This is a genomic window from Actinomyces johnsonii (assembly GCF_006546835.1).
In the GTDB taxonomy this organism is placed as follows: Bacteria; Actinomycetota; Actinomycetes; order Actinomycetales; family Actinomycetaceae; genus Actinomyces; species Actinomyces johnsonii.
Map to the genome: position 1 here is coordinate 142,918 of NZ_VICB01000004.1, position 21,631 is coordinate 164,548.

General features: G+C 65.5%; 18 protein-coding genes. 9 read left to right on the forward strand and 9 right to left on the reverse strand.

The window, feature by feature from the left end; all coding sequences use genetic code 11:
* Nucleotides 1-64 precede the first annotated feature (64 nt).
* The 3 genes from FK256_RS03375 (at nt 65) to FK256_RS03385 (ending at nt 3,299) form a co-directional block, all read left to right on the forward strand.
* Nucleotides 65-976 (forward strand): LysR family transcriptional regulator, encoded by a 912-nt coding sequence (locus FK256_RS03375; RefSeq protein WP_141423716.1) that lies wholly within the window; start codon nt 65-67, stop codon nt 974-976.
* A 118-nt stretch (nt 977-1,094) separates the two neighbouring features.
* Complete coding sequence (prfB, locus tag FK256_RS03380; protein ID WP_039894173.1) at nt 1,095-2,216, forward strand: peptide chain release factor 2; 1,122 nt, start codon at nt 1,095-1,097, stop codon at nt 2,214-2,216.
* A gap of 282 nt (nt 2,217-2,498) precedes the next feature.
* Complete coding sequence (locus FK256_RS03385) at nt 2,499-3,299, forward strand: CPBP family intramembrane glutamic endopeptidase (RefSeq protein ID WP_141423892.1); 801 nt, start codon at nt 2,499-2,501, stop codon at nt 3,297-3,299.
* Here the strand turns inward: FK256_RS03385 and FK256_RS03390 are convergent.
* Nucleotides 3,238-3,822, reverse strand: coding sequence for a methylated-DNA--[protein]-cysteine S-methyltransferase (locus tag FK256_RS03390; protein WP_425321573.1), 585 nt, complete (start codon nt 3,820-3,822; stop codon nt 3,238-3,240). The two genes, FK256_RS03385 and FK256_RS03390, sit on opposite strands and share 62 nt — an antisense overlap.
* Nucleotides 3,823-4,015: 193 nt before the next feature.
* On the opposite strand from FK256_RS03390, the gene ettA reads away from it, so the two are divergent.
* The 3 genes from ettA (at nt 4,016) to FK256_RS03405 (ending at nt 7,387) form a co-directional block, all read left to right on the forward strand.
* A complete protein-coding gene (gene ettA / locus FK256_RS03395; RefSeq protein ID WP_141423717.1) occupies nt 4,016-5,698 on the forward strand; it encodes an energy-dependent translational throttle protein EttA in 1,683 nt (560 codons plus the stop codon).
* Nucleotides 5,699-6,065: 367 nt separating this feature from the next.
* Nucleotides 6,066-6,509: a peptidase inhibitor family I36 protein gene (locus FK256_RS03400; protein ID WP_231681173.1), complete on the forward strand. Its 444-nt coding sequence runs from the start codon at nt 6,066-6,068 to the stop codon at nt 6,507-6,509.
* A 158-nt stretch (nt 6,510-6,667) separates the two neighbouring features.
* Nucleotides 6,668-7,387, forward strand: coding sequence for a M23 family metallopeptidase (locus FK256_RS03405; RefSeq protein ID WP_141423718.1), 720 nt, complete (start codon nt 6,668-6,670; stop codon nt 7,385-7,387).
* 279 nt (nt 7,388-7,666) lie between these two features.
* Here FK256_RS03405 and FK256_RS03410 read toward each other — a convergent pair whose 3' ends face one another.
* Genes FK256_RS03410 through ptsP form a run of 3 tightly spaced genes read right to left on the reverse strand, consistent with a single transcriptional unit; the run spans nt 7,667 to nt 10,733 of the window.
* Complete coding sequence (locus tag FK256_RS03410; protein WP_141423719.1) at nt 7,667-8,023, reverse strand: hypothetical protein; 357 nt, start codon at nt 8,021-8,023, stop codon at nt 7,667-7,669.
* Nucleotides 8,024-8,058: 35 nt separating this feature from the next.
* Entirely contained in the window at nt 8,059-9,039 is a 981-nt protein-coding gene (locus FK256_RS03415; protein WP_141423720.1) for an acyl-CoA thioesterase, read from the reverse strand.
* A complete protein-coding gene (gene ptsP / locus FK256_RS03420) occupies nt 9,036-10,733 on the reverse strand; it encodes a phosphoenolpyruvate--protein phosphotransferase (RefSeq protein ID WP_141423721.1) in 1,698 nt (565 codons plus the stop codon). Before ptsP ends, FK256_RS03415 begins: the two co-directional genes overlap by 4 nt.
* 367 nt (nt 10,734-11,100) lie before the next feature.
* Between ptsP and FK256_RS03425 the strand changes: the two genes are divergently transcribed.
* Both FK256_RS03425 and malQ read left to right on the forward strand, forming a co-directional pair.
* A complete protein-coding gene (locus tag FK256_RS03425; protein ID WP_009232324.1) occupies nt 11,101-11,328 on the forward strand; it encodes a PTS sugar transporter subunit IIB in 228 nt (75 codons plus the stop codon).
* Between the two features lie 403 nt (nt 11,329-11,731).
* A complete protein-coding gene (gene malQ / locus FK256_RS03430; protein ID WP_021606646.1) occupies nt 11,732-13,945 on the forward strand; it encodes a 4-alpha-glucanotransferase in 2,214 nt (737 codons plus the stop codon).
* A gap of 173 nt (nt 13,946-14,118) precedes the next feature.
* Here the strand turns inward: malQ and FK256_RS03435 are convergent, their stop codons facing one another.
* The 3 genes from FK256_RS03435 to FK256_RS03445 all read right to left on the reverse strand — a co-directional run bounded on the left by FK256_RS03435 (nt 14,119) and on the right by FK256_RS03445 (nt 15,750).
* Nucleotides 14,119-14,580: a PTS sugar transporter subunit IIA gene (locus FK256_RS03435; RefSeq protein ID WP_141423722.1), complete on the reverse strand. Its 462-nt coding sequence runs from the start codon at nt 14,578-14,580 to the stop codon at nt 14,119-14,121.
* Nucleotides 14,577-14,807: a PTS sugar transporter subunit IIB gene (locus tag FK256_RS03440; RefSeq protein WP_009232321.1), complete on the reverse strand. Its 231-nt coding sequence runs from the start codon at nt 14,805-14,807 to the stop codon at nt 14,577-14,579. Before FK256_RS03440 ends, FK256_RS03435 begins: the two co-directional genes overlap by 4 nt.
* A gap of 193 nt (nt 14,808-15,000) precedes the next feature.
* Nucleotides 15,001-15,750, reverse strand: coding sequence for a GntR family transcriptional regulator (locus FK256_RS03445; RefSeq protein ID WP_021606643.1), 750 nt, complete (start codon nt 15,748-15,750; stop codon nt 15,001-15,003).
* Nucleotides 15,751-16,000: 250 nt separating this feature from the next.
* Here FK256_RS03445 and FK256_RS03450 point away from each other — a divergent pair, with 250 nt between their 5' ends.
* Nucleotides 16,001-17,449 carry a PTS transporter subunit EIIC gene (locus FK256_RS03450; RefSeq protein ID WP_141423893.1) on the forward strand — a complete coding sequence of 483 codons (1,449 nt, stop codon included), beginning with the start codon at nt 16,001-16,003 and terminating at the stop codon, nt 17,447-17,449.
* A gap of 102 nt (nt 17,450-17,551) precedes the next feature.
* Here FK256_RS03450 and pepN read toward each other — a convergent pair whose 3' ends face one another.
* Both pepN and FK256_RS03460 read right to left on the reverse strand, forming a co-directional pair.
* Nucleotides 17,552-20,146 (reverse strand): aminopeptidase N, encoded by a 2,595-nt coding sequence (gene pepN / locus FK256_RS03455; RefSeq protein ID WP_141423723.1) that lies wholly within the window; start codon nt 20,144-20,146, stop codon nt 17,552-17,554.
* Between the two features lie 183 nt (nt 20,147-20,329).
* Nucleotides 20,330-21,484, reverse strand: a complete 1,155-nt coding sequence (locus tag FK256_RS03460) for an LPXTG cell wall anchor domain-containing protein (protein WP_141423724.1) — start codon at nt 21,482-21,484, stop codon at nt 20,330-20,332.
* Nucleotides 21,485-21,631: the final 147 nt, after the last annotated feature.

Consider the following 21,631-nt stretch of genomic DNA (forward strand, 5'->3'; position numbering starts at 1 on the left):
TCTTGGCCCGTCCTCCGATGAAGGTCAATCGCATCTCTCTGCATGAGGGGTGTAGATTTACTTCATGCAGGTACTGCCTCAGAGACTCTCGGTTCTATTGGCCGTCCACCGGGCCGGAGGAGTCGTCGCAGCGGCAGATATCCTTCACATCACGCCGTCCGCAGTCTCCCAGCAGATTCGCCTGCTGGAGCGCGAGTGCGGCACCCTGGTCCTGGATCGCGCACCCACCGGAGCCGTGCTCACCGTGGCCGGCAAGGTTCTGGCGGATGCGGCCGAGCGCATCGAGGACGAGCTGACCACCGTGCGCCGTGAGCTGGCGGACCTGGACGATTCCATCCCCTCAGGTGTGGTGCGTGTGGGAAGCTTCGCCTCCGCCGTCCGTGCCCTCCTGCTGCCCCTGCTGTCGTCGCTAGCGACCACCAGTCCGGAGCTGGAGGTGATCGTTGAGGAGGTCGAGGAGCGCAATGCCCTGTCCCGGCTGCGCCGGGGCGAGCTCGACCTGGTCCTCATCGAGCGCGACGAGCACACGCTTCCATCCGCGCCCCGGGGTATGGCAGATATGCCGTTGCTGGACGAGTCCTGGCTCGTCGTTGTGCCGGCCGAGCAGGCGACTCCCTCCACTCTGGCGGATTTGGTGAGGGCAACCTGGATCGACCTCGCCCCGGGGACGGCGGGCGCCTTCGCCTTGGACCGCTTGGAGCGCCAGCTGGGGACGCCGTTGACGATGCGACACGTCGCCTACGATTACGACGTCGTCCTGGCCATGGTCAGCCAGGGGCTGGGGTGCGCACTCCTGCCCGAGCTGGCCGTCTACTCCGGGCTCGTCCCGGACGAGCTCAGTGTGGTGCGCCTGCCCGGCCTGGGTGTGCGCCAGCTGGTGGTGCGCCACCGCTCGACCCGCACCGAACCGAGCCCGGCAACGCGTGCGGTGCTCGAGGCGTTGCTTGCCCAGGCCCAGGGGCTCGAGCTGGGGTGACGGATCAGACGTGCTGCAGCTTGCGGACGAGCGCCGGCGAGGGGCGATGATGGTCGGCGCCGACCGACGAGACGGCGCCGACGGCGCCCCAGGCGCGTTCTGCCGTAGACTCGTCTCCGTGGCCACTGACTTCTCCTCCGAGATCGAACGACTCCGACACACCTACGCCTCCATCGCCGCGGTGACCGACCCCGATGCCCTGCGCGCCCGCATCGCCGAGCTCTCCGAGCAGGCCTCCGCCCCGGACCTGTGGGATGACCCCGACTCCGCCCAAGTGGTCACCTCCGCCCTGTCCCACGCCCAGGCCGACCTCAAGCGCGTCGAGAGTCTGGGGGAGCGCATCGAGGACCTCGAGGCGATGGTCGAGCTCGCTGGTGAGGAGGAGGGGGAGGATGCCGCCGAGATCCTCGCCGAGGCCGAGTCGGACCTGACGGCCATCAGCAAGGACCTCTCCGACTTGGAAATCCGCACGCTACTGAGTGGCGAGTACGATCCGCGCGACGCCGTCGTCACCATCCGCTCGGGCGCCGGCGGCGTGGATGCCGCCGACTTCGCCGAGATGCTCCTGCGCATGTACACCCGGTGGGCCGAGCGGCACGACTATCCCGTCAAGGTCCTCAACACCTCTTACGCAGAGGAGGCGGGCCTGAAGTCGGTCACCTTCGAGGTTCACGCCCCGTACGCCTACGGGACCTTGAGCGTCGAGGGCGGCACGCACCGCCTGGTGCGCATCAGCCCCTTCGACAACCAGGGCCGCCGCCAGACCTCTTTCGCCGCCGTCGAGGTCATCCCTCTCATCGAGTCCACCGACCACATCGACATCCCCGAGACCGACATCCGCATCGATGTCTTCCGCTCTTCGGGACCCGGCGGGCAGAGCGTCAACACTACCGACTCCGCCGTGCGCATCACCCACCTGCCCACGGGCCTGGTGGTCTCCATGCAGGATGAGAAGTCCCAGATCCAGAACCGTGCCGCCGCGATGCGCGTCCTCCAGTCGCGCCTGCTCCTGCTCAAGCAGCAGGAGGAGGATGCCAAGAAGAAGGAGCTCGCCGGGGACGTCAAGGCCTCCTGGGGGGACCAGATGCGCTCCTACGTCCTCAATCCCTACCAGATGGTCAAGGACCTGCGGACCAACTTCGAGGTCGGCAACCCCGACTCGGTATTCGACGGCGACATCGACGGCTTCATTGACGCCGGTATCCGCTGGCGCAAGCAGCAGGAAACGGCCGAGGACTGAGCGGCTCGCTTCATTAGAAGCGTCACCGGAGTCAGGGATCCCCCGGAGGGATCCCTGATTTCTTTTCTATGTGCCCCTGGTTTCTCTGACTTGCGATTGAGGTCGCAAAATATTAGACGTACCGTGAATTTTATGAGCGCATCACATGAAAAACTTCGGTCGGTGGAAGTCTCATCAACACTCTCGTCTCTCGAGTCCTCGGATCTCAGTGGGTATCGATCAGATCAAGGTCGTCACCTCACCGCAGGCGGCAAGGTTCTGCGCATTGTCATCGCGGTTGCGATGATGTTCGCCTGCGCGCTCGCTCCGCCTATACTGAAGCAGGTTCCTGTCATCCAGTCTTTTGCTCTCGCACATGAGAATCCCGTTGGTCTCGTGGAGTCATTCGCGGTGGGGTCGTGTGTGTTGCTGATCTATGGGGCGGCGGTGGTGCTCGCTCTTACCTTGTGCTACGTCTTGGGCTGTACGCTTGACCGGGGTCGGCGTGTCGGTATGGGGCTGCGCACCGACAGACGTGCGCTGCTGTGGCTGGCAGGGATGATTCTGGCTGCGCTCGTCGTAGACCTTGTGGTGGCCGGCATGCTTCATGTCTTCGGGATTGCTGGTGGAGGCCAGCCGTTACCCCAGAGCCCAGCGTGGCTCATGATCGTCGAGTCCTTCTCCATAGCCTTCCTTCTCCAGGGAATCCCTGAGGAGATCATATGGAGGGGGTGGCTCTACTCCTCACTGGGTGAGACGCGTTTCGCAGCAGTGTCCAGCGTCCTCGGATTCACTGCTCTTCATCTTCTCTCTCAAGGAGGTCAGCAGAATCTTCTTGAGCACCTCACATATCTCGCCTTGCCGTGCGGATTTGCGGTGACAGCATTGATTGTTCGAATGATCTCCGGGTCGACCTGGGCGGCCATCGGCGTGCACGGGGGATTTCATGTGGCGAACGACGTGTTGTCGGATCGGTTGCATCTCCCCAGCGGGTCGATCACCTGGGTGCTCCAAGGCCTACTCTGGGCCGCGGTCGGCCTTCTCATTCTCGCCTTCCACCGCCGTCGTCAGCGGCTGGCGGCGTTGACAGACCGGACATGTTGACCCCCTCCATCTCCAGGAGACGTTCCTTCCGGTCGACCCCGCCTGCGTAGCCGCGCAGGCTCCCGTCGGAGGCAAGCACACGGTGGCACGGCACGATGAGAGTGATCGGGTTGTGCCCGACCGCGCCACCCACGGCCTGGGCGGACATCTGCTTGCGGCCCAAGCGACGCGCAACCTCGGCAGCGATACGGGCATAGGTGCTGGTGGCGCCGAAGGGGACGGAGAGCATGATGGAGGTGACCATCTTCTTGAAGTCGGAGCCCTCGACCCTGATCGGCGGAGTGAATCCCGGGTCGGTGCCCTCGAAGTAGGTATCGAGCCACTGGGCCGTCTGCGTGAAGACGGGCAGATGGGGCTGGACTACCGCGTCGTCGCTGATCGTCGAACGGTCGTAGTTCTGGCCGTCGAACCACAGACCTGTCAGGTGCTCGCCATCGCCGGCCATGGTCATGGCTCCCAAGGGGGACTCGTAATGGTTGAGGTAGTGCATCGTTCCCTTCCCCTCGTTCGTCTTCCTGCTCATGGTGTCACGCTCGGGCACGGTTCTGCCTCGCATCGGCTCGCTGCGGATCCGCGTGCACCGTCTCACCTCCGCCGTCGTCGCCATTGCTCCGGGGCTCCCTTAGGCTTGGCCACGGTGCGCAGGGCGGGACCGGTCGGTCGCCGTCGTCGCGCAGAACCTCCGCTCACACCCTGACGAAAGGCGCAGACGAGCAGTGGCTGAGTACATCTACCAGATGATCAAGGCGCGTAAGGCCCACGGCGACAAGGTCATCCTCGACGACGTCACCATGGCCTTCCTCCCCGGAGCCAAGATCGGCATGGTCGGCCCCAACGGTGCCGGCAAGTCCTCCATCCTCAAGATCATGGCCGGCATCGACCAGCCCTCCAACGGCGAGGCCCGCCTGACCCCCGGCTACAGCGTCGGCATCCTCCTGCAGGAGCCCCCGCTCAACGAGGACAAGACGGTGCTCGGCAACGTCGAGGAGGGCGTTGCCGAGATCAAGTCCAAGCTGGACCGTTACAACGAGATCAGCGCTGCCATGGCGGACCCGGACGCCGACTTCGACGCCCTCATGGCGGAGATGGGCACCCTCCAGGACGCTCTGGACGCGGCCAATGCCTGGGACCTCGACTCCCAGCTGGAGCAGGCCATGGACGCCCTGCGCTGCCCCCCGCCGGACGCCGAGGTCAAGAACCTCTCCGGTGGTGAGCGCCGCCGCGTGGCCCTGTGCAAGCTGCTCCTCGAGGCCCCGGACCTCCTCCTGCTGGACGAGCCCACCAACCACCTCGACGCCGAGTCCGTCCTCTGGCTCGAGCAGCACCTGGCCAGCTACCAGGGCGCCGTCATCGCCGTTACCCACGACCGCTACTTCCTCGACCACGTCGCCCAGTGGATCGCCGAGGTCGACCGCGGCCACCTCTACCCTTACGAGGGCAACTACTCCACCTACCTGGAGACCAAGGAGAAGCGCCTCGAGGTCCAGGGCAAGAAGGATGCCAAACTCGCCAAGCGCCTCAAGGAGGAGCTCGAGTGGGTGCGATCCTCCGCCAAGGGGCGCCAGGCCAAGTCCAAGGCACGTCTGGCCCGCTACGAGGAGATGGCCGCCGAGGCCGAGCGCACCCGCAAGCTCGACTTCGAGGAGATCCAGATCCCGCCGGGGCCCCGACTGGGCAACCAGGTCCTGGAGGCCACCAACCTCAACAAGGGCTTCGACGGGCGCACTCTCATCGACGGGCTCTCCTTCACCCTGCCGCGCAACGGCATTGTCGGGGTCGTCGGCCCTAACGGCGTCGGAAAGTCCACCCTGTTCAAGACCATCGTTGGCCTGGAGCCGCTGGACGGCGGAGACCTCAAGATCGGCCAGACCGTCAAGCTCTCCTACGTCGACCAGTCCCGAGCCGGCATCGACCCCAAGAAGACCCTCTGGGAGGTCGTCTCCGACGGGCTGGACTACATTCAGGTGGGTAACGTGGAGATGCCCTCGCGCGCCTACGTCGCCTCCTTCGGTTTCAAGGGGGCCGACCAGCAAAAGCCTGCTGGCGTGCTCTCCGGCGGTGAGCGCAACCGCCTCAACCTGGCGCTGACCCTCAAGCAGGGCGGCAACCTCATTCTCCTGGACGAGCCCACCAACGACCTCGACGTCGAGACCCTGGGGTCGCTGGAGAACGCCCTGCTGGAGTTCCCCGGCTGCGCCGTGGTCATCACCCACGACCGATGGTTCCTCGACCGCGTGGCCACACACATCCTCGCTTGGGAGGGAACCGATGAGGACCCGGCCAGCTGGTACTGGTTCGAGGGGAACTTCGCCTCCTACGAGGAGAACAAGGTCGAGCGCCTCGGACCCGAGGCGGCCCGGCCTCACCGGGTCACCTACCGGAAGCTGACCCGAGAATGAGCCCTGAGTGATCGAGCTCCGGCTCGATCCGCCATCTCAGACAGAGACGCCATTCCCTCAGCCGACCGGCTGAGGGAATGGCGTCTCTATTACGGACAATGAGGGTGCCGCGTCATGGTGCTGAAAACCGTCATCGCTGGAGACTCTGAGACCTGCACCAAGAGCGGTGATGCCTGTGTCGGAGCGACTCAGTTCAGAAAATTGACCACGATAGTGTTTGGAGTAGGTGATCGTCAAGGGGGATTGACCGCTCTGGTGTGATTTGCAAGGTGGCTTTTATGGTTTTTTCAGGCGGTAACCTTGTGTGGCTGGGTTGCCGTCTTGAGTACTCCGCCACTTTGAAAGGACAATTATCATGGGTGCAACAATGGCTCGCCGTGTCGCAAGTGCCGGCTCACTTCTCGCACTCGTCGCCGGCGCTCTCCTGATTCCGACCTCGACAGCAAGCGCTGCTGAGAGAGACGGAGTCTGTGACGAGGGGGAGGTCTGCTTCTACTACAACAGCAACGGGAAAGGATCGGTTTCCGACTTCAGTAGTTCCGTCCCAAACTATGGGGGAAGTCAGCCCAACTGCTATGAGTTCAAGGGGGACGGAAATGGTCGAGGTGAGTGTGTGAAGAACAATGTGGCCTCGGTCTGGAATCGGACGGGCCAGTCGGTGACTATTTACTACAACTCCAACTATTCGGGGCCTAGTCAAACGATTCCTGACGGTGAGCCGGTGAACCTCCGTCCTGACCTCAAGAATGAGAATGCGTCGCATAAGATCGACAACTTTAAGTTGTGCGTGAATGGGAACTGCCCCTTGTAGCCTGGGCTGAGCTGATGGGGTGTCGTAAACAGCAGTGCCAGTCGACTTCAACAGATGTCGACTGGCACTGCTCTCATGATAAACGTTCCCGATTGCGTCTCACGTGCCTTGTCCGGCAAGATTGACCGTGCTTAGAGTGCCTATTGGGAGGCGTTGCGATGAGTAGGAAGACACCGGACCTCATTCCCGAAGGCGGCGTCATAGGGAGGCTCCCGTTCGAGGGGTGGTGGCTGAGCGAGCTCAGCCCCGCGCGCCGCGTCCCGAGCCACGGGACCGACCTGTTCGGCACCACGTACGCGCTCGACTTCCTTGTCGTCGACGATGACGGTCGCACGGCGCCTGCTCGCAGCCTGCGCACGGTCTTCGCCACCGAACCGCCAGAGCTCTTCTACGCCTTCGGGCGCCCCCTGTACTCGCCCATCGCAGGAACCGTGGTGTCTGTTCACGACGGCGAACCCGACCACGAGGCGCGCCGCTCGATACTGACGCTCATCCCGTACGGGTTGAGTCAGCCCCGGAGGATTCGACGGGGACTGACCGCGATCCTTGGGAATCACGTCATCATCCAGGTTGCAGAAAGCCCTTACTACGTTGGACTCGTACACCTTCAGCGAGGCTCCGTTCAGGCGTCGGCTGGTGACCGGGTGAGCGCCGGCGATCAGATCGGCAGATGCGGCAACTCCGGGAACTCCACGCAGCCCCATCTCCACATTCAAGCGATGGACAGCCCTGATCCCTATGCCGCGAAGGGTGTGCCGCTCCGTTTCGACGAGTTCCAGCAACACCGCCCGAGGCAAGGTGCCCCGTGGACGCTGCGTGAGCAGGCCTGCCCGGAGCAGGGCTCGGTCGTCGCTCGCCTTGATGACGCCATAGAATGAGTCTCAGATCCGGCGTGACGATCCGTTGCGGTGCTGCTGCGGCCTGATTACGACGAGAAGTAGGGGATGAGCCTACGGCGCGGTGCGCTGGTTCTGATCGGGGACGTACTTGTACGGCGAGGACTGCGTCTTCCTGCAAACCTCTGAGGCCCGGTGGCAGTCGTTTGTCGGAAAAGTACGTCCTGGACGGACAACGCAGTTCCCGCCCCGTACCGAGTCGCTGAGGCCACACAGGGGAACAGTGAAGGCAGCAGTGACTCCTATGAGGAAACCTTTATTTTAGGCATGCCATGCCATAGTGCCGTGAATGATTGCCGCGATTGATGGACCAACGATCATGGCCGGCTCTCTGCGTCGGATACCGATACCGACGTCGACGATTTGGACCACCGTTGCAGCAATGAGGACCAGTCTCACGGTAGTAACGTCTAAAGCTGCGACGAAAGGCACGACTGCGGTGACTATGCCAAAGGGAACCGCTCGAGCCGCATACATCTGAGCGAAGAACCTCTCCCCGGGGCTGACCTCTCGCGACTTACTCATGATCTGAGGTCGGAAGACAATCAGCAGCGACGACGTCATGCTGATAGTGGCAGCAATGGCGTTGAGGACCTGAAGCATAGCAATCACCGCCATGAACCGTTTGAGACGATAGAAATGCAGAAAAGGCGTCAGTCGGGGAGCGTGCTGCCGTCGTCGCCCTCGCCCATGCGGATCCGCCAACGGCCCGATCCGGCGCCGGTCGCTGAGTCCGTGGGTATGCGGACCATGCCCTCCTGGGCGATGGTCGACACGAGCCTGCCGGATGAGTCGAAGACCTGGGCTCGCGCCATGCCCCGGCCACCCTGTGAGGAGGGGGAGTCCTGCACGTAGAGCAGCCAGTCGCCCATGTCCACGTCCCGGTGGAACCACTGTGCGTGGTCAAGGGTTGCCAGACTCATGCCCTCACTGCGCCAGGACAGCCCCTGGCTGCGCAGCACCGGCTCCAGCATCACCTGGTCACACACATAGGCCAGCAGCGCCCGGTGCACGGTCTGAGAGGTCTGCGTCGGGATACGACTGCGCGAACGCATCCACAGATGTTGGCGGCCGGCTCGCTCCTTGGCAGGGCGCAGATAGAGGTTGCCCTCCACGTGCCTGAGGTCGAATGCCGCCGTGCGCCCCAGAAAGCGCGCCACCGGGTGATCGATGGTGCGGAAGATCTCCAGGGCGCTCGTCAGGTCCTCAGGCCGCGGCACTGAGGGAGCAGTGACGTGAATGTCAGCCCCCTCCTGCTCCTCCTGGAAGGAGGTGAGCATCGTGAGGATCGGTGTGCCCTCCTGAGACGCCGCGGTGCGTCTCTGAGAGAAGGAACGCCCGTCATGCAGCCGCTCGACGGCGAAGCTGATCGGCTTGTCCGGCTGACCGCCCCGCATGAAGAAGGCGTGGACCGAGTGCGGCAGACGTTCCCCGTCTCCGTCGTCTTCGACCGTGGCGGCTGCGGCGAGCATGCCCTGGGCAACCACCTGGCCGCCATAAACCCGACCCGAGAGCTGGGGCAGAGATCCGCCAGTGAAGACGTCCCTCCCGTCTCCCGCCGCCAGGCCGAGGACCCGGGTCACCGAACCGAGGGGTTCCTCCGTGGCGGCGGGGACGGGATACGGGACCGTCACAGACCGAGCTCCTCCAGGATCGGCAGCTTGGCGCGCACGGCTGTGTGGGCCTCCTCGGCGGTGGCCGCGGCGATGGCGATCTTGGCCAGCTCCCGGCACTCGTCGAGGGTGACGGACTTCAGAACGGCGTCGACGTCGGGCAGGGCACGTGCCGTCATCGACAGTGAGGCGACACCCAGGCCCACCAGCACGGTTGCCAGTGCCGGGTCCGCAGCGGCCTCACCGCATACGCCCACCGGGCGGCCATTGGGGGAGGCTCCCTCGCATGCTGTGCCGATCAGACGCAGCACGGCCGGTTGCCAAGCCGTGGACAGGTCCGCCAGTGAGGACAGCAGGCGGTCGGCCGCCATGACGTACTGGGTGAGGTCGTTGGTACCCACGGAGGCGAAGTCCGCATGCTCGAAGAGCTTGTCCGCCATGAGCGCGGCGGAGGGCACCTCGATCATCATCCCGGCCGTCTTCAGGCCGTAGGAGCGCGCCTTCTCCGTGAACGCCTTGGCCTCATCCGCTGTGGAGATCATCGGAGCCATGACCCACACCTTGGCCTCGGTGGCGGCCTCGGCCTTGGCCAGCGCCTCGAGCTGGTGCTCCAGCACCTCGGGGTCGCGGCGCGTGGTCCGGTAGGCGCGCACGCCGAGCGCCGGATTGGCCTCGGTGGCATCGGTCAGGAACGGCAGCGGCTTGTCAGCTCCGGCGTCGAGGGTGCGCACGACGACCTTTTTGCCGGGGAAGGCCTCCAGAACGCCCTGGTAAGCCTCCACCTGAGCCTCCACCGTGGGCTCCTCGGGCTGGTCGAGGAAGCAGAACTCGGTGCGGAACAGGCCGACTCCCATCGCGCCGGCCTCCGCAGCACTGCGGGCGCCGGCCGCATCGCCGACATTGGCCAGCAGCTGGACCTCGTGGCCGTCCTTGGTGGCGCCGTCGCCGTTGAAGACACGCACGCGCGAGGCCAGCTCGCGGGCCCGGCGCAGGGCATCCTCGGAGGGGTTGATGGTGATCGTTCCCTTGGTGCCGTCCACCAGGACGATGTCGCCCTCGGCCAGCGCATCGGTGACCTCCTCGCCGGTACCGACGATCGCCGGCATACCCAGGGCCCTCGCCAGGATGGCGGTGTGAGAGGTGGGCCCGCCCTCGGAGGTGATGAAGGCGATGACCTTCTCCGGATCCAGCAGCGCGGTGTCGGCCGGGGCCAGGTCGGCGGCCACGAGCACGAAGGGCTCGGGCAGACGGGGGATGCCTGGCATGGGGGACTCGGTCAAGACGGCGACGATACGGTCGCGCACGTCCTGCACGTCACGAGTGCGCTCAGCCATGTAACCGCCCAGCGACTCCAGCATGGTGGCCAGTGTCCCCGCAGACTCCCACACGGCACGCTCGGGAACCAGGCGCTTCTCTCGCACCATCGCCTGCGCCGTCGAGGTCAGAGTGGGGTCGGCCGCCATCTGCGCGGTGGTCTCAAGGAGTGTGCGAGCCTCAGCCTTAGCCTCGGCAGCGGACAGCTCCAGGCCCTTCTTGACCTGCTGAGCCGCCAGTGCGATGCGCTCGCACTCCTTCTCGATGTCGCGGCTGGGCTCGAGTGTGGCGATCTCGGGTTCAGGAATAGGGGGCGCCATCCTGGCGACGGGGCCGGCCACAAGGCCAGGGCTCACACCGATGCCGGACAGGGTTGTGGAAGTGGTGTCGGACGCTGTCATGTGGTGCTCCTCATCGGAGACGAAAGGGGATCATCGTTCATTGTGCCCCGACTACGGCCTGAATGAGACGTTTCCGCCAGGGGAATAAAGTTTCCTCCAGTGCCGGTTCCAAGGCATCTATCGCGTTTCCATAAGGTTATGCGAAGGAACGTCGCTAGGGGAGGGGCGTCTGCCGGTGGAGCCGTTCTTCGTGCGGCAAAGTCGCCTCATCCCCACCGCTGCCGCTTCGCCGTCTCGAGTCCGTGCCCTCGCCGCGAGTGGCGCGGAGGTGGGATAAAGTGATCGTGACCACGAAGAGCTTCAGCCGCCCGGCCGACCGCATGACAGACGGGAACTGCGTGAGGACGGGAACCGAGAAGGAGTAGCCATGAGCACTGCATCTGACATCGTCGCCGGTCTTGGCGGCCAAGAGAACATCACCGACCTCGAGCCGTGCATCACGCGTCTGCGCGTGGAGGTCGCCGACCAGGCGAAGGTTGACGAGGAGGCGCTGCGGGCGGCCGGTGCTTTCGGCGTGGTGCGCTCGGGTCGCGTCGTCCAGGTTGTCGTCGGTCCGACGGCGGACACCCTCGCCTCAGAGATCGCGTCCCTCTGACAGGGGGCCGCCCGTCGATGCCTCCCGGGACGCCTGGTTCCAATATCCGCATGTTGGAACCGGGCGACCCGCCATTGGCCCGACGACGTCGGGGCGGGGCTCGGGCAACCGTCCCACCAGTCGTCTAATCGAATGCGGTCCTAGACACACGGGGCCGCCGCTCATCATCTGCGGCGGCGCGATCCCAGGGTGCGATGGTGAAACTGTTGCAGCAAAACATCAGCCGACACGGTGCGGCAGGGTGCACAACTGTGAGTAGCTAGGGCACACTTGGACATTGCTAGTCCTCCTAGCGCCCGTGTCCCGTTCCAACCTACCAGTCCCCCTAGGGTTGACGGCGGAGCGCACAACATGCTCCACGGCGCCCACCGCACATCTGCTCACGCAAGGCTGACCCACGCACATGAACGAGTTCAACGACGACCAGTTACCTGCTTCTGAGAGCCTCAAGCATCTTGCTGAGGCATATGGTGTCTCCACCGAGTACTGGGACTACCACGGCAACCTTGCCTCGCCTTCAAGCGCCACCCTCAAGGCCGTGCTCGCCGCACTCGGCGTGCGGGCGCGTACCGACGAGGAGATCGAACAGTCCTTGAGGGGGGTCGAGGATGCCCCCTGGCGTCAGACGCTCGCCCCCACCGTGGTCACACGCGGCGGCGTGGAGTCCACTGTCCCCGTCTACGTGCCCGACGGCGCCAAGGTGCGGGTTCGGGTCGAACTCGAGGACGGCGAGGTCCGCGAGCTGACCCAGACCGAGGACTGGACCGTGCCCAGGGAGGTCGACGGGGTCAAGCGGGGGCGCGCCTCCTTCATCCTGGGCTCCGATCTGCCCCTGGGCTGGCACCGAATCGTCGCCGAGGTTAGCCCCGGCTCCGCTGACCAGGCAGCGCTCCAGGGGGCGCACGCCGCCCCGCCGGCTGATGCCGATTCCGAAACGGTCACGGTGGCCTCGGCCCTCGCGGTGACTCCCAACCACCTTGATCTACCCAAGGCGCTCGGAGATCGCGGTTGGGGAGTCATGACCCAGCTCTACTCGATCCGTTCGCGGGCCTCCTGGGGGACCGGCGACACCGATGACCTCACCGAGCTCGTTTCCTTCCTGGGAGACCAGGGGGCCGACTTCCTGCTCATCAATCCGTTGCACGCCGCCGAGCCCGTGGCGCCGATGACCCCCTCGCCCTACCTGCCCGTCACCCGGCGCTTCGTCAACCCGCTCTACATTCGGCCGGAGAACATCCCGGAGGTCGCCCGACTGTCCGGGCCCAAGCGCTCGCTGGTGCAATGGGCCTTTGAGGAGGTCAAGGACAGCGATCTGAGCGCCGAGCCTATCGATCGCGACGCGGTGTGGAAGGCCAAGCGCGAGGCGCTGGAGGTCATCTTCGCCGCTGGCCGCTCTTACTCCCGCCAGCGCGACTTCGAACGTTTCCGGGCCGAGCAGGGCGAGGGGCTGGAGCGCTTCGCCCTGTGGAGCGCGCTGGTGGAGAAGCACGGCCCCCTGGAGACGTGGCCCGCCACCTTGCGGGAGGCGGACTCCGCTTACGTGGCCAACGAGGCCCATCTGCTGGCCGAGCGCATCGACTTCTTCGCCTGGCTGCAGTGGATCGTCGACGAGCAGTTGGCCCGCGCCCAGGCCGAGGCCCTGGCATCGGGAATGGCCCTGGGCGTCATGGACGACCTCGCCGTGGGGGTGCACTCCCAGGGAGCGGACGTGTGGTCCAACCCGGAGGCCTTCGCTTCCGGCGTCACCGTGGGCGCTCCGCCGGACATGTACAACCAGCAGGGGCAGAACTGGTCTCAGCCGCCGTGGAACCCCGAGTACCTGGCTCGCACCGCCTACGCCCCACTGCGAGACATGGCGCGGACGGTACTGCGTCACGCCGGCGCGCTGCGCGTGGACCACGTCATCGGCCTGTTCCGCCTGTGGTGGATTCCCGAGGGAATGGGGGCCGACCATGGCGCCTATGTGCGCTACGACCACGAGGCCATGCTCGGCGTCGTCCTCCTGGAGGCCCATCGGGCCGGTGCCGTCGTCATCGGCGAGGATCTGGGAACCGTGGAGCCCTGGGCCCGAGACTATCTGGCCAGTCGGGGCGTGCTGGGCACCAGTGTGCTGTGGTTCGAGAAGCAGCACGACGGCTGGCCCCTCCAGCCCCAGGACTACCGCCGCCTGGCCCTGTCCACGGTCAGCACCCACGATCTTCCCCCGACCGCCGGCTACCTCGCCGACGAGCACGTCGAGCTGCGCGAGAGGCTCGGACTACTCACCGAGCCGGTCGAGCAGGTGCGCACCGAGGCGCGCATCGAGCGCGACCGGATGACGGCCCGGCTGCGCGAGCACGGTCTGCTGGGGGATTCACCCACGGAGCGCCAGGTGGTTGAGGCCCTGCACCGCTACGTGGTGCGCACCCCCTCGGTCCTGGTCGGCATCGCACTGGTCGACGGAGTGGGGGAGCGGCGCGCCCAGAACCAGCCCGGCACCGACCAGGAGTACCCCAACTGGAGGATCCCCCTGGCCGACGGCGCAGGCGAGGTCGTCCTGGTCGACGACCTGCCCGGGAACACCCGGCTGGGAAGTCTCCTGTCCGCCGTGCGCGAGGAAATGACCTCACAGGACTGAACCGATCGCCTCGTACTTCCTGGGGTCGATGACGCATCGCGGTGCCGGCCGTCATCCAGACGGCCGGCACCGCATCATCCGTTTATCTTCGGCCCCTGGCTCAGGTGTGCGCGCCGTTGGATCTCGCCTCCGCGAGGACAGGTGAGCCCGGGCGCGGAGGTGCGCACTCGGCCTCAGACCCAATCCATGAGCGTGTCGCCCGCTGCCACTTTGCGTCCGAGCAGGGTGGGCCCCAGTGCGGACTCATCGCCCTCCAGGGCGATGACAGGGACGATCGGGTTGAGGCCATGCTCCTCGATGTAGGCGGGGGACCAGGTGACGACGGGCTGGCCGGCGTCGACCGCCTCGCCCTCACCGGCCAGGAGGGTGAAGCCCCTGCCCCCCAGACCCACGGTGTCCAGCCCCAGGTGGACCAGGACGCTGCGCCCCTCATCGGTGGAGATGATGTAAGCGTGGGGGTGGATCTTGGCAATGGTCCCGCCGACCGGGGCCAGGGCTGCCACCTCCTCACCGCTAGCACGATCCGGGGCGACGGCCACTCCCGGGCCGACGATCCGGCCTGAGAACACGGGATCGGGAACGGAATCGAGGCCGACGACGACGCCGGCTACGGGGGACCGGACGGTCAGGCTCACCGCAGGTCCTCGATGTCTTCTGCGAGCGTGTCTGCGTTGGGTCCGACGACGACCTGAACGATCTCGCCGAGCTTGACGACCCCGTGTGCACCTGCGGCCCTCAGGGCAGGCTCATCGATCAGGGAGCCGTCCTCGAGTTCGCAGCGCAAGCGAGTGATGCAGGGTTCGATCTCGACGATGTTGTCGAATCCTCCGAGGGCGTCGACGATACTCTGGGCTTGGGACATAGGTTCCTCCTGGGTGGGCCGGACGGGTGCCGGGATTGGGTGCGTAATAGTGCCGGGGTGGGTCGTCGGGAAGTGGAGAAAGGGATGCGCTGTCGGGTGTGGCCCCTTCGCCGGTGACGGACTAGTGGTCCATACCAGTAATCCATGTTACAGGCCGTCATGTACTTGTCCAGTGTCGATCGACGACTGTTTTTCAAGACGAGGGGCGGGAGGGGCGGAAGGCCGGTTTTGGGGCGGCCACCGGAACCCACAGGGTGTAGCGATCGGCGCGGAACAGGGTACGCGAGTAATCGATGGCGCAGTGCTCGTGGAAGGTGCGTCGTGTGATGTCCAGCGTCGGGGCGTCCTCCGGGACCGACAGCAGTGCGGCCTCCTGGGCGGTGGCCGCGTGGGCCTCGATCATGTCCTCGCCCCATTCGGGCGCCAGACCGGCCCGGGCCAGCTCGGCGTAGACCGAGAAACTCGGGCTGGTGCGAAGCAGATCGGGAAGAAGTGCTGCGGGGATCCAGTTCTCCTCGATGGCCATGGGGATCGCATTGGCGGTCAGCAGGCGACGCAGGTGGTGGACCTCGGCTTCCGCTTCCAGTTCAAGCGCCTCCGCCACGGTCTCGCCGGCGGGGACGGTCTCCGCCAGCAGCATGACGACTCCGGGCTCCATTCCGCGACGTTGCATCTCCTGGGTGAAGGAGGTCAGCCGAATCTGCAGATCGAGTTTCGGGGGTGCAACGAACGTGCCCTTGCCCTGATGGCGCTCCAGGATGCCGTCAACGACGAGCGTGTCGATGGCCTGGCGCACGGTCATCCGGGAGACCTCGAACCGCTCGCACAGCTCGCGCTCGGAGGGGACTGGGGAGCCGTTGGCGAGTCCGTTCCTGACCAGCTCCAGCAGGTGGTTGCGCACGATGACGTACTTCGCCAGTCTCTTGCCTGGGTTCTTGGGCATGGGGCTCCCCTGGTCGACAGTGGGTGGAGGTGGTCGGAGAGGTGAACTGGTCGTGACCATTGTTTTCGCTCCGGCGCGTCCTTCATTATGGCTGAAGAGCGCTTTTAATGCTTGACATTGAAGGTTCCATAGGTTTTTCTGGTGGCACTGGACCAGACGTGCTCGGTGTCGATCCGTCTAGACCACCACCGTCATGGTGACTATCTCTGACGCGGCAGTGCTGCCGCTTGATTCCACTTTGGAGAACATCATGTCAGACAAGAAGAAGACGAGCGGTGCCTTTGCCCTCGCTCAACGGCTGGGGCGGTCACTGATGCTGCCCATTGCCACCCTTCCGGCTGCGGGTTTGCTGGTGCGCCTGGGGCAGGCGGACATGCTGGGAGCCGACGGGCTCGCCCGGAATCTGTCCTGGCTCCAGCCAGTTGCAGACATCTTCGCCGCAGCCGGCGGGGCGGTTTTCGACAACCTGCCCCTCATCTTCGCCGTCGGCGTGGCCGTCGGCTTCGCCAAGAAGGCTGACGGCTCCACCGGGGTGGCTGGCCTGTTCGGCTACCTCATCTATCGCGCAGTGACCTGGATCATGTCCCCCATCGTCATGGGCAAGCCCGAGCCCCTGAGTCAGGAGGCCCTCGACTGCCTGCACAGCTTCGATCCAGCCAAGGGGGAGATCGTTCAGGTGGGACCCTGGAACCAGGGCATCAAGCTCTGCGACATCCCCACCCAGACGCCCATCAACTACGGGGTCCTCGGCGGCATCATCATCGGAGTCGTCGCCGCTCTGCTCTGGCAACGGTACTACCGGATCAAGTTGCCTGACTGGCTGGCCTTCTTCGGTGGGCGCCGGTTCGTCCCGATTGTCACCTCCGGCGCGGCGCTCATCATCGCCCTGGTCATGTCGGGGCTCTACCCCGCCTTCAACTGGCTCATCAACGACCAGCTCGGCGGCTGGCTCATCGACGCCGGAAACTCCAAGGGCGCCGCCGGCGCCTTGGCGGTCTTCGTCTTCGGCACCGTCAACCGCCTACTCATCCCCTTCGGCCTGCACCACCTGCTCAACTCGGTGCCCTGGTTCCAACTCGGTTCCTGCCAAACGGCCTCCGGAGGTACCGCCCACGGTGACCTCACCTGTTTCTTCCAAGGGGTGGACGGCTCGAACTCGTGGACCGGAAGCTTCATGACCGGTTTCTTCCCGATCATGATGTTCGCCTTGCCCGCCGCCGCGCTGGCCATCTGGCACACCGCCAAGCCCGCCAAGCGCAAGGCGACCGGCGCCCTCATGATTTCTGTGGCCCTGACCGCCTTCATCACCGGCATTACCGAGCCCCTCGAATACGCCTTCGCCTACGTGGCCTTCCCGATCTACGCCGTCCACGCGGTCCTGACCGGTTCCTCCCTGGCGGTCGCCAACCTCCTGGGCGCCAAGGACGGCTTCTCCTTCTCCGCCGGGGCGATCGACTACCTGCTCAACTTCGGCAAGTCCGCCGAGCTCTCCGGCGGCGTGGTACGCGGACCACTCATGATCGTCATCATGGGTCTGGTCTACGCCGTTATCTACTACTTCCTCTTCCGGTTCCTCATCATCAGGTTCAACTTCAAGACTCCCGGCCGGGAGGATGATGATGTCGACGCCTTCGCCGCCGCCCAGGCCGCTGCCGCCAAGTCCTCGGGCAAGCGGGACGAGGATCCGCACCAGCGCTGACTGATCCGGCGATCAGCACAGAGGCGGCCGGGGCCGGGCACATGATGTGCTCGGCCCCGGCCAGTCCGTCTCTCGATCCCCGCCGGGCGGGACCCGGCGCGGTTACTGGCCGCTGATCTCAGCGGCCTGAGCCCTGGCCGTGCGCTGGGTGTCGTCGAGGTTTTCGCGCACGATCCGTCGCAGGGCCGCTGGTGCTTCGGCATGGGAGCCCAGCCACCCCTCCAGGGCGGCGGCCGGGTCAACCCCGTCCAGGCCAACCGTGACGCAGGACCACAGGCCCGTCAGCAGGTTCTCCGCCATGTGGAAGGTTCGCGAGGACCACACGGAGTCGATGGCGTCCACGTACTCGGCCACGAAGGGCTTCAGCAGCTCGGGATGGCGCTCGACGTTTGCCAGGCCGCGCAGCACGCGCACCTGGGTCTCGTTGGGCATGGAGGCGTCATCGACGAGCGCCCTCCATGTGCTCTGCTTCGCCTCCGGCGTCGGGATGGCGGCGCGGGCCTCGGCGGCGCGCTCACGCCCCGTGGTCGTGCGGTCCCGGTTCTCCTCGGTGCGGATCTGCTCCTCCCCGAAGCGGCCGGCAGCCACCAGTCCGGTCAGCAGGTCCCAGCGCAGGTCCTGGTCGACGTCGAGCCCGTCAAGAGCTGTGGTCCCCTCCAGAAGGCCGGTGACGGCGTCGAGCTGCTCGTCCGTCACCGCGTGGGCGGACAGAGCCCGCACCAGCTGGAGCTGCTTGTCGCTTCCGGCCGTGGCTGCCCGGGCCAGCTCCAGTAGCCGGTCGGCGGTCCCCGGGGCGAGGTCGCGGCGCACGGCCGGGGGCAGGAAACCGGACAGACAGGTGGTGATCCGTCCCAGGAGTCCCTGGATGACTGAGGAGTGCTCCTCCACGCTCAGTGCCCGCAGCGCCGCCTTCAGGAAATGGGAGGCCGCGAGTTCGCCGTCGCGCACCATGTCCCAGGCCGACGCCAGGACGATCGAGCGCGGCAGGGACTCGGTGAAGGCCTCGATATGGGCGAGCCCCTGGGCAAGCGAGTCCTCGTCCAGGCGGACCTTGGCGTAGGTGAGGTCGTCGTCGTTGAGGATCAGGATGTCGGCCCGCCTGGTGCCGACCAGTTCGGGAACCGGTGTCAGCTCTCCAGCGACGTCAAGCTCGATGCGGCCGGTGCGCTCCAGACGTGCCTCGGCGCCCTGGCCAGTCAGGCTGTAGGAACCGATCGCCACCCGGTGCGGGCGCAGGGAGGCGGGCGAATCGGCCGGGATCTCCTGGCGGATGGCCGCCTGGGTGATGATGCCGTCGGCGTCGGCGATAACCTGGGTGCGCAGGGTCGTCACCCCCGCCTCCTGGAGCCACAGATGGGTCCATGCGCTCAGGTCGCGGCCCGAGACCGCCTCCAGTTCTCGGAGCAGGTCGCTCAGTTCGGCGTTGGCGTAGGCATGCGCCGCCAGGTAGCGCTGGATACCGGCGAAGAAGTTGTCCCTGCCCACGTATCCCACGAGTGCAGCCAGGACCGAGGCGCCTTTGGCGTAGGTGATGCCGTCGAAGTTGACCTCGACGTCGTGGAGGTCGTTGATCTCTGCAGCCACCGGATGGGTGGAGCTGAGCTGATCCTGGTTGTAGGCCCATCCCTTCTCCAGAGTCTGGAAGGTCGTCCAGGCCTGGTTCCATCGGGTGATCTCGGCGGTGGCCAGGGTGGAGGTGAACTCCGCGAAGGACTCGTTGAGCCACAGGTCGTTCCACCAGGTCATGGTCACCATGTCTCCGAACCACATGTGGGCCAGCTCGTGCAGGATGGTCACGGCTCGCCGCTCGACGCGGGCCTCGACGGGCTGGGAGCGGAAGATGTAGTCGTCGCGGTGGGTGACGCAGCCGGCGTTCTCCATCGCCCCGGCATTGAACTCGGGCACGAAGATCTGGTCGTACTTGGTGAAGGCGTAGGGCGTTGCGAACAAGTCCTCGTAGTAGGCGAAGCCCCGTTTGGTCAGGTCCAGGATCTCCTCGGAGTCCATGTACTCGACCACGCTCTTGCGGCAGTAGACCCCCAGGGGCACGGAGCGCCCGTCGCTGGCCACGTACTCGTCTGTGGTGCCGACGTAGGGGCCTGCCACGATGGCCGTGACGTAGGAGCTCATCGGCTCGGTGGGGGCGAAGGCGAAGGTACGGGCCTCTCCCGAGCCGTCGGACGCCTTCGCCCGGGTCGGCTCGGGGGTGGGGGAGTTGGACAGCACCGTCCAGTTCGCCGGGGTGGTGACGGTGAAGGTGAAGGAGGCCTTGAGATCGGGCTGCTCGAAGACGGCGAAGACGCGCCGTGAGTCGGGCACCTCGAACTGGCTGTAGAGGTAGGTCTCGCCGTCGGCCGGATCGGTGAAGCGGTGCAGGCCCTCTCCGGTGTGCATGTAGGCGCAGTCGGCGTCGACGACCAGCTCGTTGTCCGCGGCCAGGTCCATCAGCGCGATCCGTGAGTCCTCGTAGACCTCGGTGGGGTCGAGGGCACGCCCATTGAGAGTGATGGAGTGGACGGTTGGCGCGATCAGGTCGATGAACGTGGAGGCTCCTGGCGTGGCCGTGAACCGTACGGTGGTGGTGGACCGGAAGACCGTCTCACCGTGCGTGAGGTCGAGGACGACGTCGTAGCTCCGGGTATGCACCGTCGCGCTGCGCTTCGTGGCCTCGAGGTGAGTCAGGTTCTGACCAGGCATAAGAACTCCTGTCTGAAAGGGGCGTGTGGCTCATAGGCGCCGGGCGATTGTCTCACCTTCCGATTCAGGAGGGAGTATCGGCAGTCCATGACGACGCCGGGGAGACGACGCAATGCGTGTCGTCTCCCCGGCGTCAGAGGCAGTTCCGGTGGTGCAGGAAATGTTGAGAGTTGAGAAGAGTGATCAGGCCTTGTTACGACGGCGGAGGAACAGGACCGCCCCGCCGATTGCCACGAGCAGTGCGGCGATCCCGCCGAAGATCAGGCCGTTGGCACCGGTGTGTGCCAGGGACTTGCCGTTGTTGGTGTTCGTCTCACCGGCGGCCCTGGTGTCGGAGGAAGACTCCTTCGTACCCGAGCTCACGCTCTTACTGCGGTTGGTCTGGTTGTTGACCTGCTGATCGGTTGTGGTTTTGTCCTCGCCACCGCCGTTGGTCTGGGTCTCCCCGCCACCACCGTTGTTCTCGGTGGTCTCGTTCTCGCTGGTGGAGCGCTCCGAGTTGATGGTGAAGGTATGGTTGGAAACCGTGGTGATGGTCTTGCTGGTGGCCGTCTCACCGTGGTGGGAGCCGGTCAGAACCAGCAGGTACTCACCGTCGGCAGCATCGGTGGGCGCGGGTAGGTTGCCCACCAGGTTGCCGTTGGCGTCGACCGTCAGCTCTCCAAGGGTGTAGCGAATGCTGGAGTCGCTCTTGTGCTTCAGGAGCACAGTCACCGTCTCACCGGCGTAGAACCCCTGGGCGTTGAAGGTGAAGGTCTGGGACTGTGTCTCCGTGCGGGCGGACACCTCGTAGGAGCCGGAGATGCGCGTGTCGTCGAAGAAGATCTGGGTCTGCTGCTGAGTGGTCGTCTGCACAGTCTCGGTCTTGCCGCCGTAGGTCATGCATCCGGCGCCGATGGTCCACCCATCGGTGGTGGTCGCGGTGGAGGAACCGATGGACTTGATCAGTGCGGCCAGATCGAGATCGGTGGACCAGCTGCCGTCCGCGGCTGCCTCGGTCTTGACGATGTCGGAGACGGTGCCGTCCGGGGCGTACAGTGCGATGCCGACGGTGGCTTGCTGTCCAGTGCAGCCGGTCCCGGAGACGGTGAAGGAACTGTTGGTGCTGGCGGAGACGAAGGTCTTCTCCTGAGTGATCCTGAAGCTGCTGCTCGAGTGGCTCTCGCTGGAGCTGCTGGGGCTCGGGGCGTTCTCACTGGGGCTCGGGCTGCTGGAGCTGGTCGGGCTGCTCGTGCTGTTCCTGTTGGAGTCGTTGGCGAGAGCGGGGGAGGCAATGAGAGAGGCTCCGGTCATTGCGGCCACCGCGCTCGCTGCGGCCAGGGGACGTCCAAGACGCATGTGTCCTCCTAGGTCTACGGGGAACGAAGGCTGCCGGTGATCCGATTCTTCACCGGCTTGTTATCTACCGTAACGAGGAATGGGTCAAGGGCGTAGGTCTCAAATGTGATACCGGTCACTTCGGGAGGTGTCGTCACTCACGTGAGA

Excerpts from the sequence above, each read along its gene's own strand:
- ptsP (WP_141423721.1), bottom strand. The coding sequence starts at position 10,733 with ATGACAGCGTCCGACACCACTTCCACAACCCTGTCCGGCATCGGTGTG.
- FK256_RS03400 (WP_231681173.1), top strand. The coding sequence starts at position 6,066 with ATGGCTCGCCGTGTCGCAAGTGCCGGCTCACTTCTCGCACTCGTCGCC.
- FK256_RS03410 (WP_141423719.1), bottom strand. The coding sequence starts at position 8,023 with ATGGCGGTGATTGCTATGCTTCAGGTCCTCAACGCCATTGCTGCCACT.
- FK256_RS03440 (WP_009232321.1), bottom strand. The coding sequence starts at position 14,807 with ATGTCCCAAGCCCAGAGTATCGTCGACGCCCTCGGAGGATTCGACAAC.
- FK256_RS03405 (WP_141423718.1), top strand. The coding sequence starts at position 6,668 with ATGAGTAGGAAGACACCGGACCTCATTCCCGAAGGCGGCGTCATAGGG.
- FK256_RS03450 (WP_141423893.1), top strand. The coding sequence starts at position 16,001 with ATGTCAGACAAGAAGAAGACGAGCGGTGCCTTTGCCCTCGCTCAACGG.
- FK256_RS03445 (WP_021606643.1), bottom strand. The coding sequence starts at position 15,750 with ATGCCCAAGAACCCAGGCAAGAGACTGGCGAAGTACGTCATCGTGCGC.
- FK256_RS03385 (WP_141423892.1), top strand. The coding sequence starts at position 2,499 with ATGATGTTCGCCTGCGCGCTCGCTCCGCCTATACTGAAGCAGGTTCCT.
- FK256_RS03390 (WP_425321573.1), bottom strand. The coding sequence starts at position 3,822 with ATGAGCAGGAAGACGAACGAGGGGAAGGGAACGATGCACTACCTCAAC.
- malQ (WP_021606646.1), top strand. The coding sequence starts at position 11,732 with ATGAACGAGTTCAACGACGACCAGTTACCTGCTTCTGAGAGCCTCAAG.
- FK256_RS03460 (WP_141423724.1), bottom strand. The coding sequence starts at position 21,484 with ATGCGTCTTGGACGTCCCCTGGCCGCAGCGAGCGCGGTGGCCGCAATG.
- FK256_RS03425 (WP_009232324.1), top strand. The coding sequence starts at position 11,101 with ATGAGCACTGCATCTGACATCGTCGCCGGTCTTGGCGGCCAAGAGAAC.
- pepN (WP_141423723.1), bottom strand. The coding sequence starts at position 20,146 with ATGCCTGGTCAGAACCTGACTCACCTCGAGGCCACGAAGCGCAGCGCG.
- FK256_RS03375 (WP_141423716.1), top strand. The coding sequence starts at position 65 with ATGCAGGTACTGCCTCAGAGACTCTCGGTTCTATTGGCCGTCCACCGG.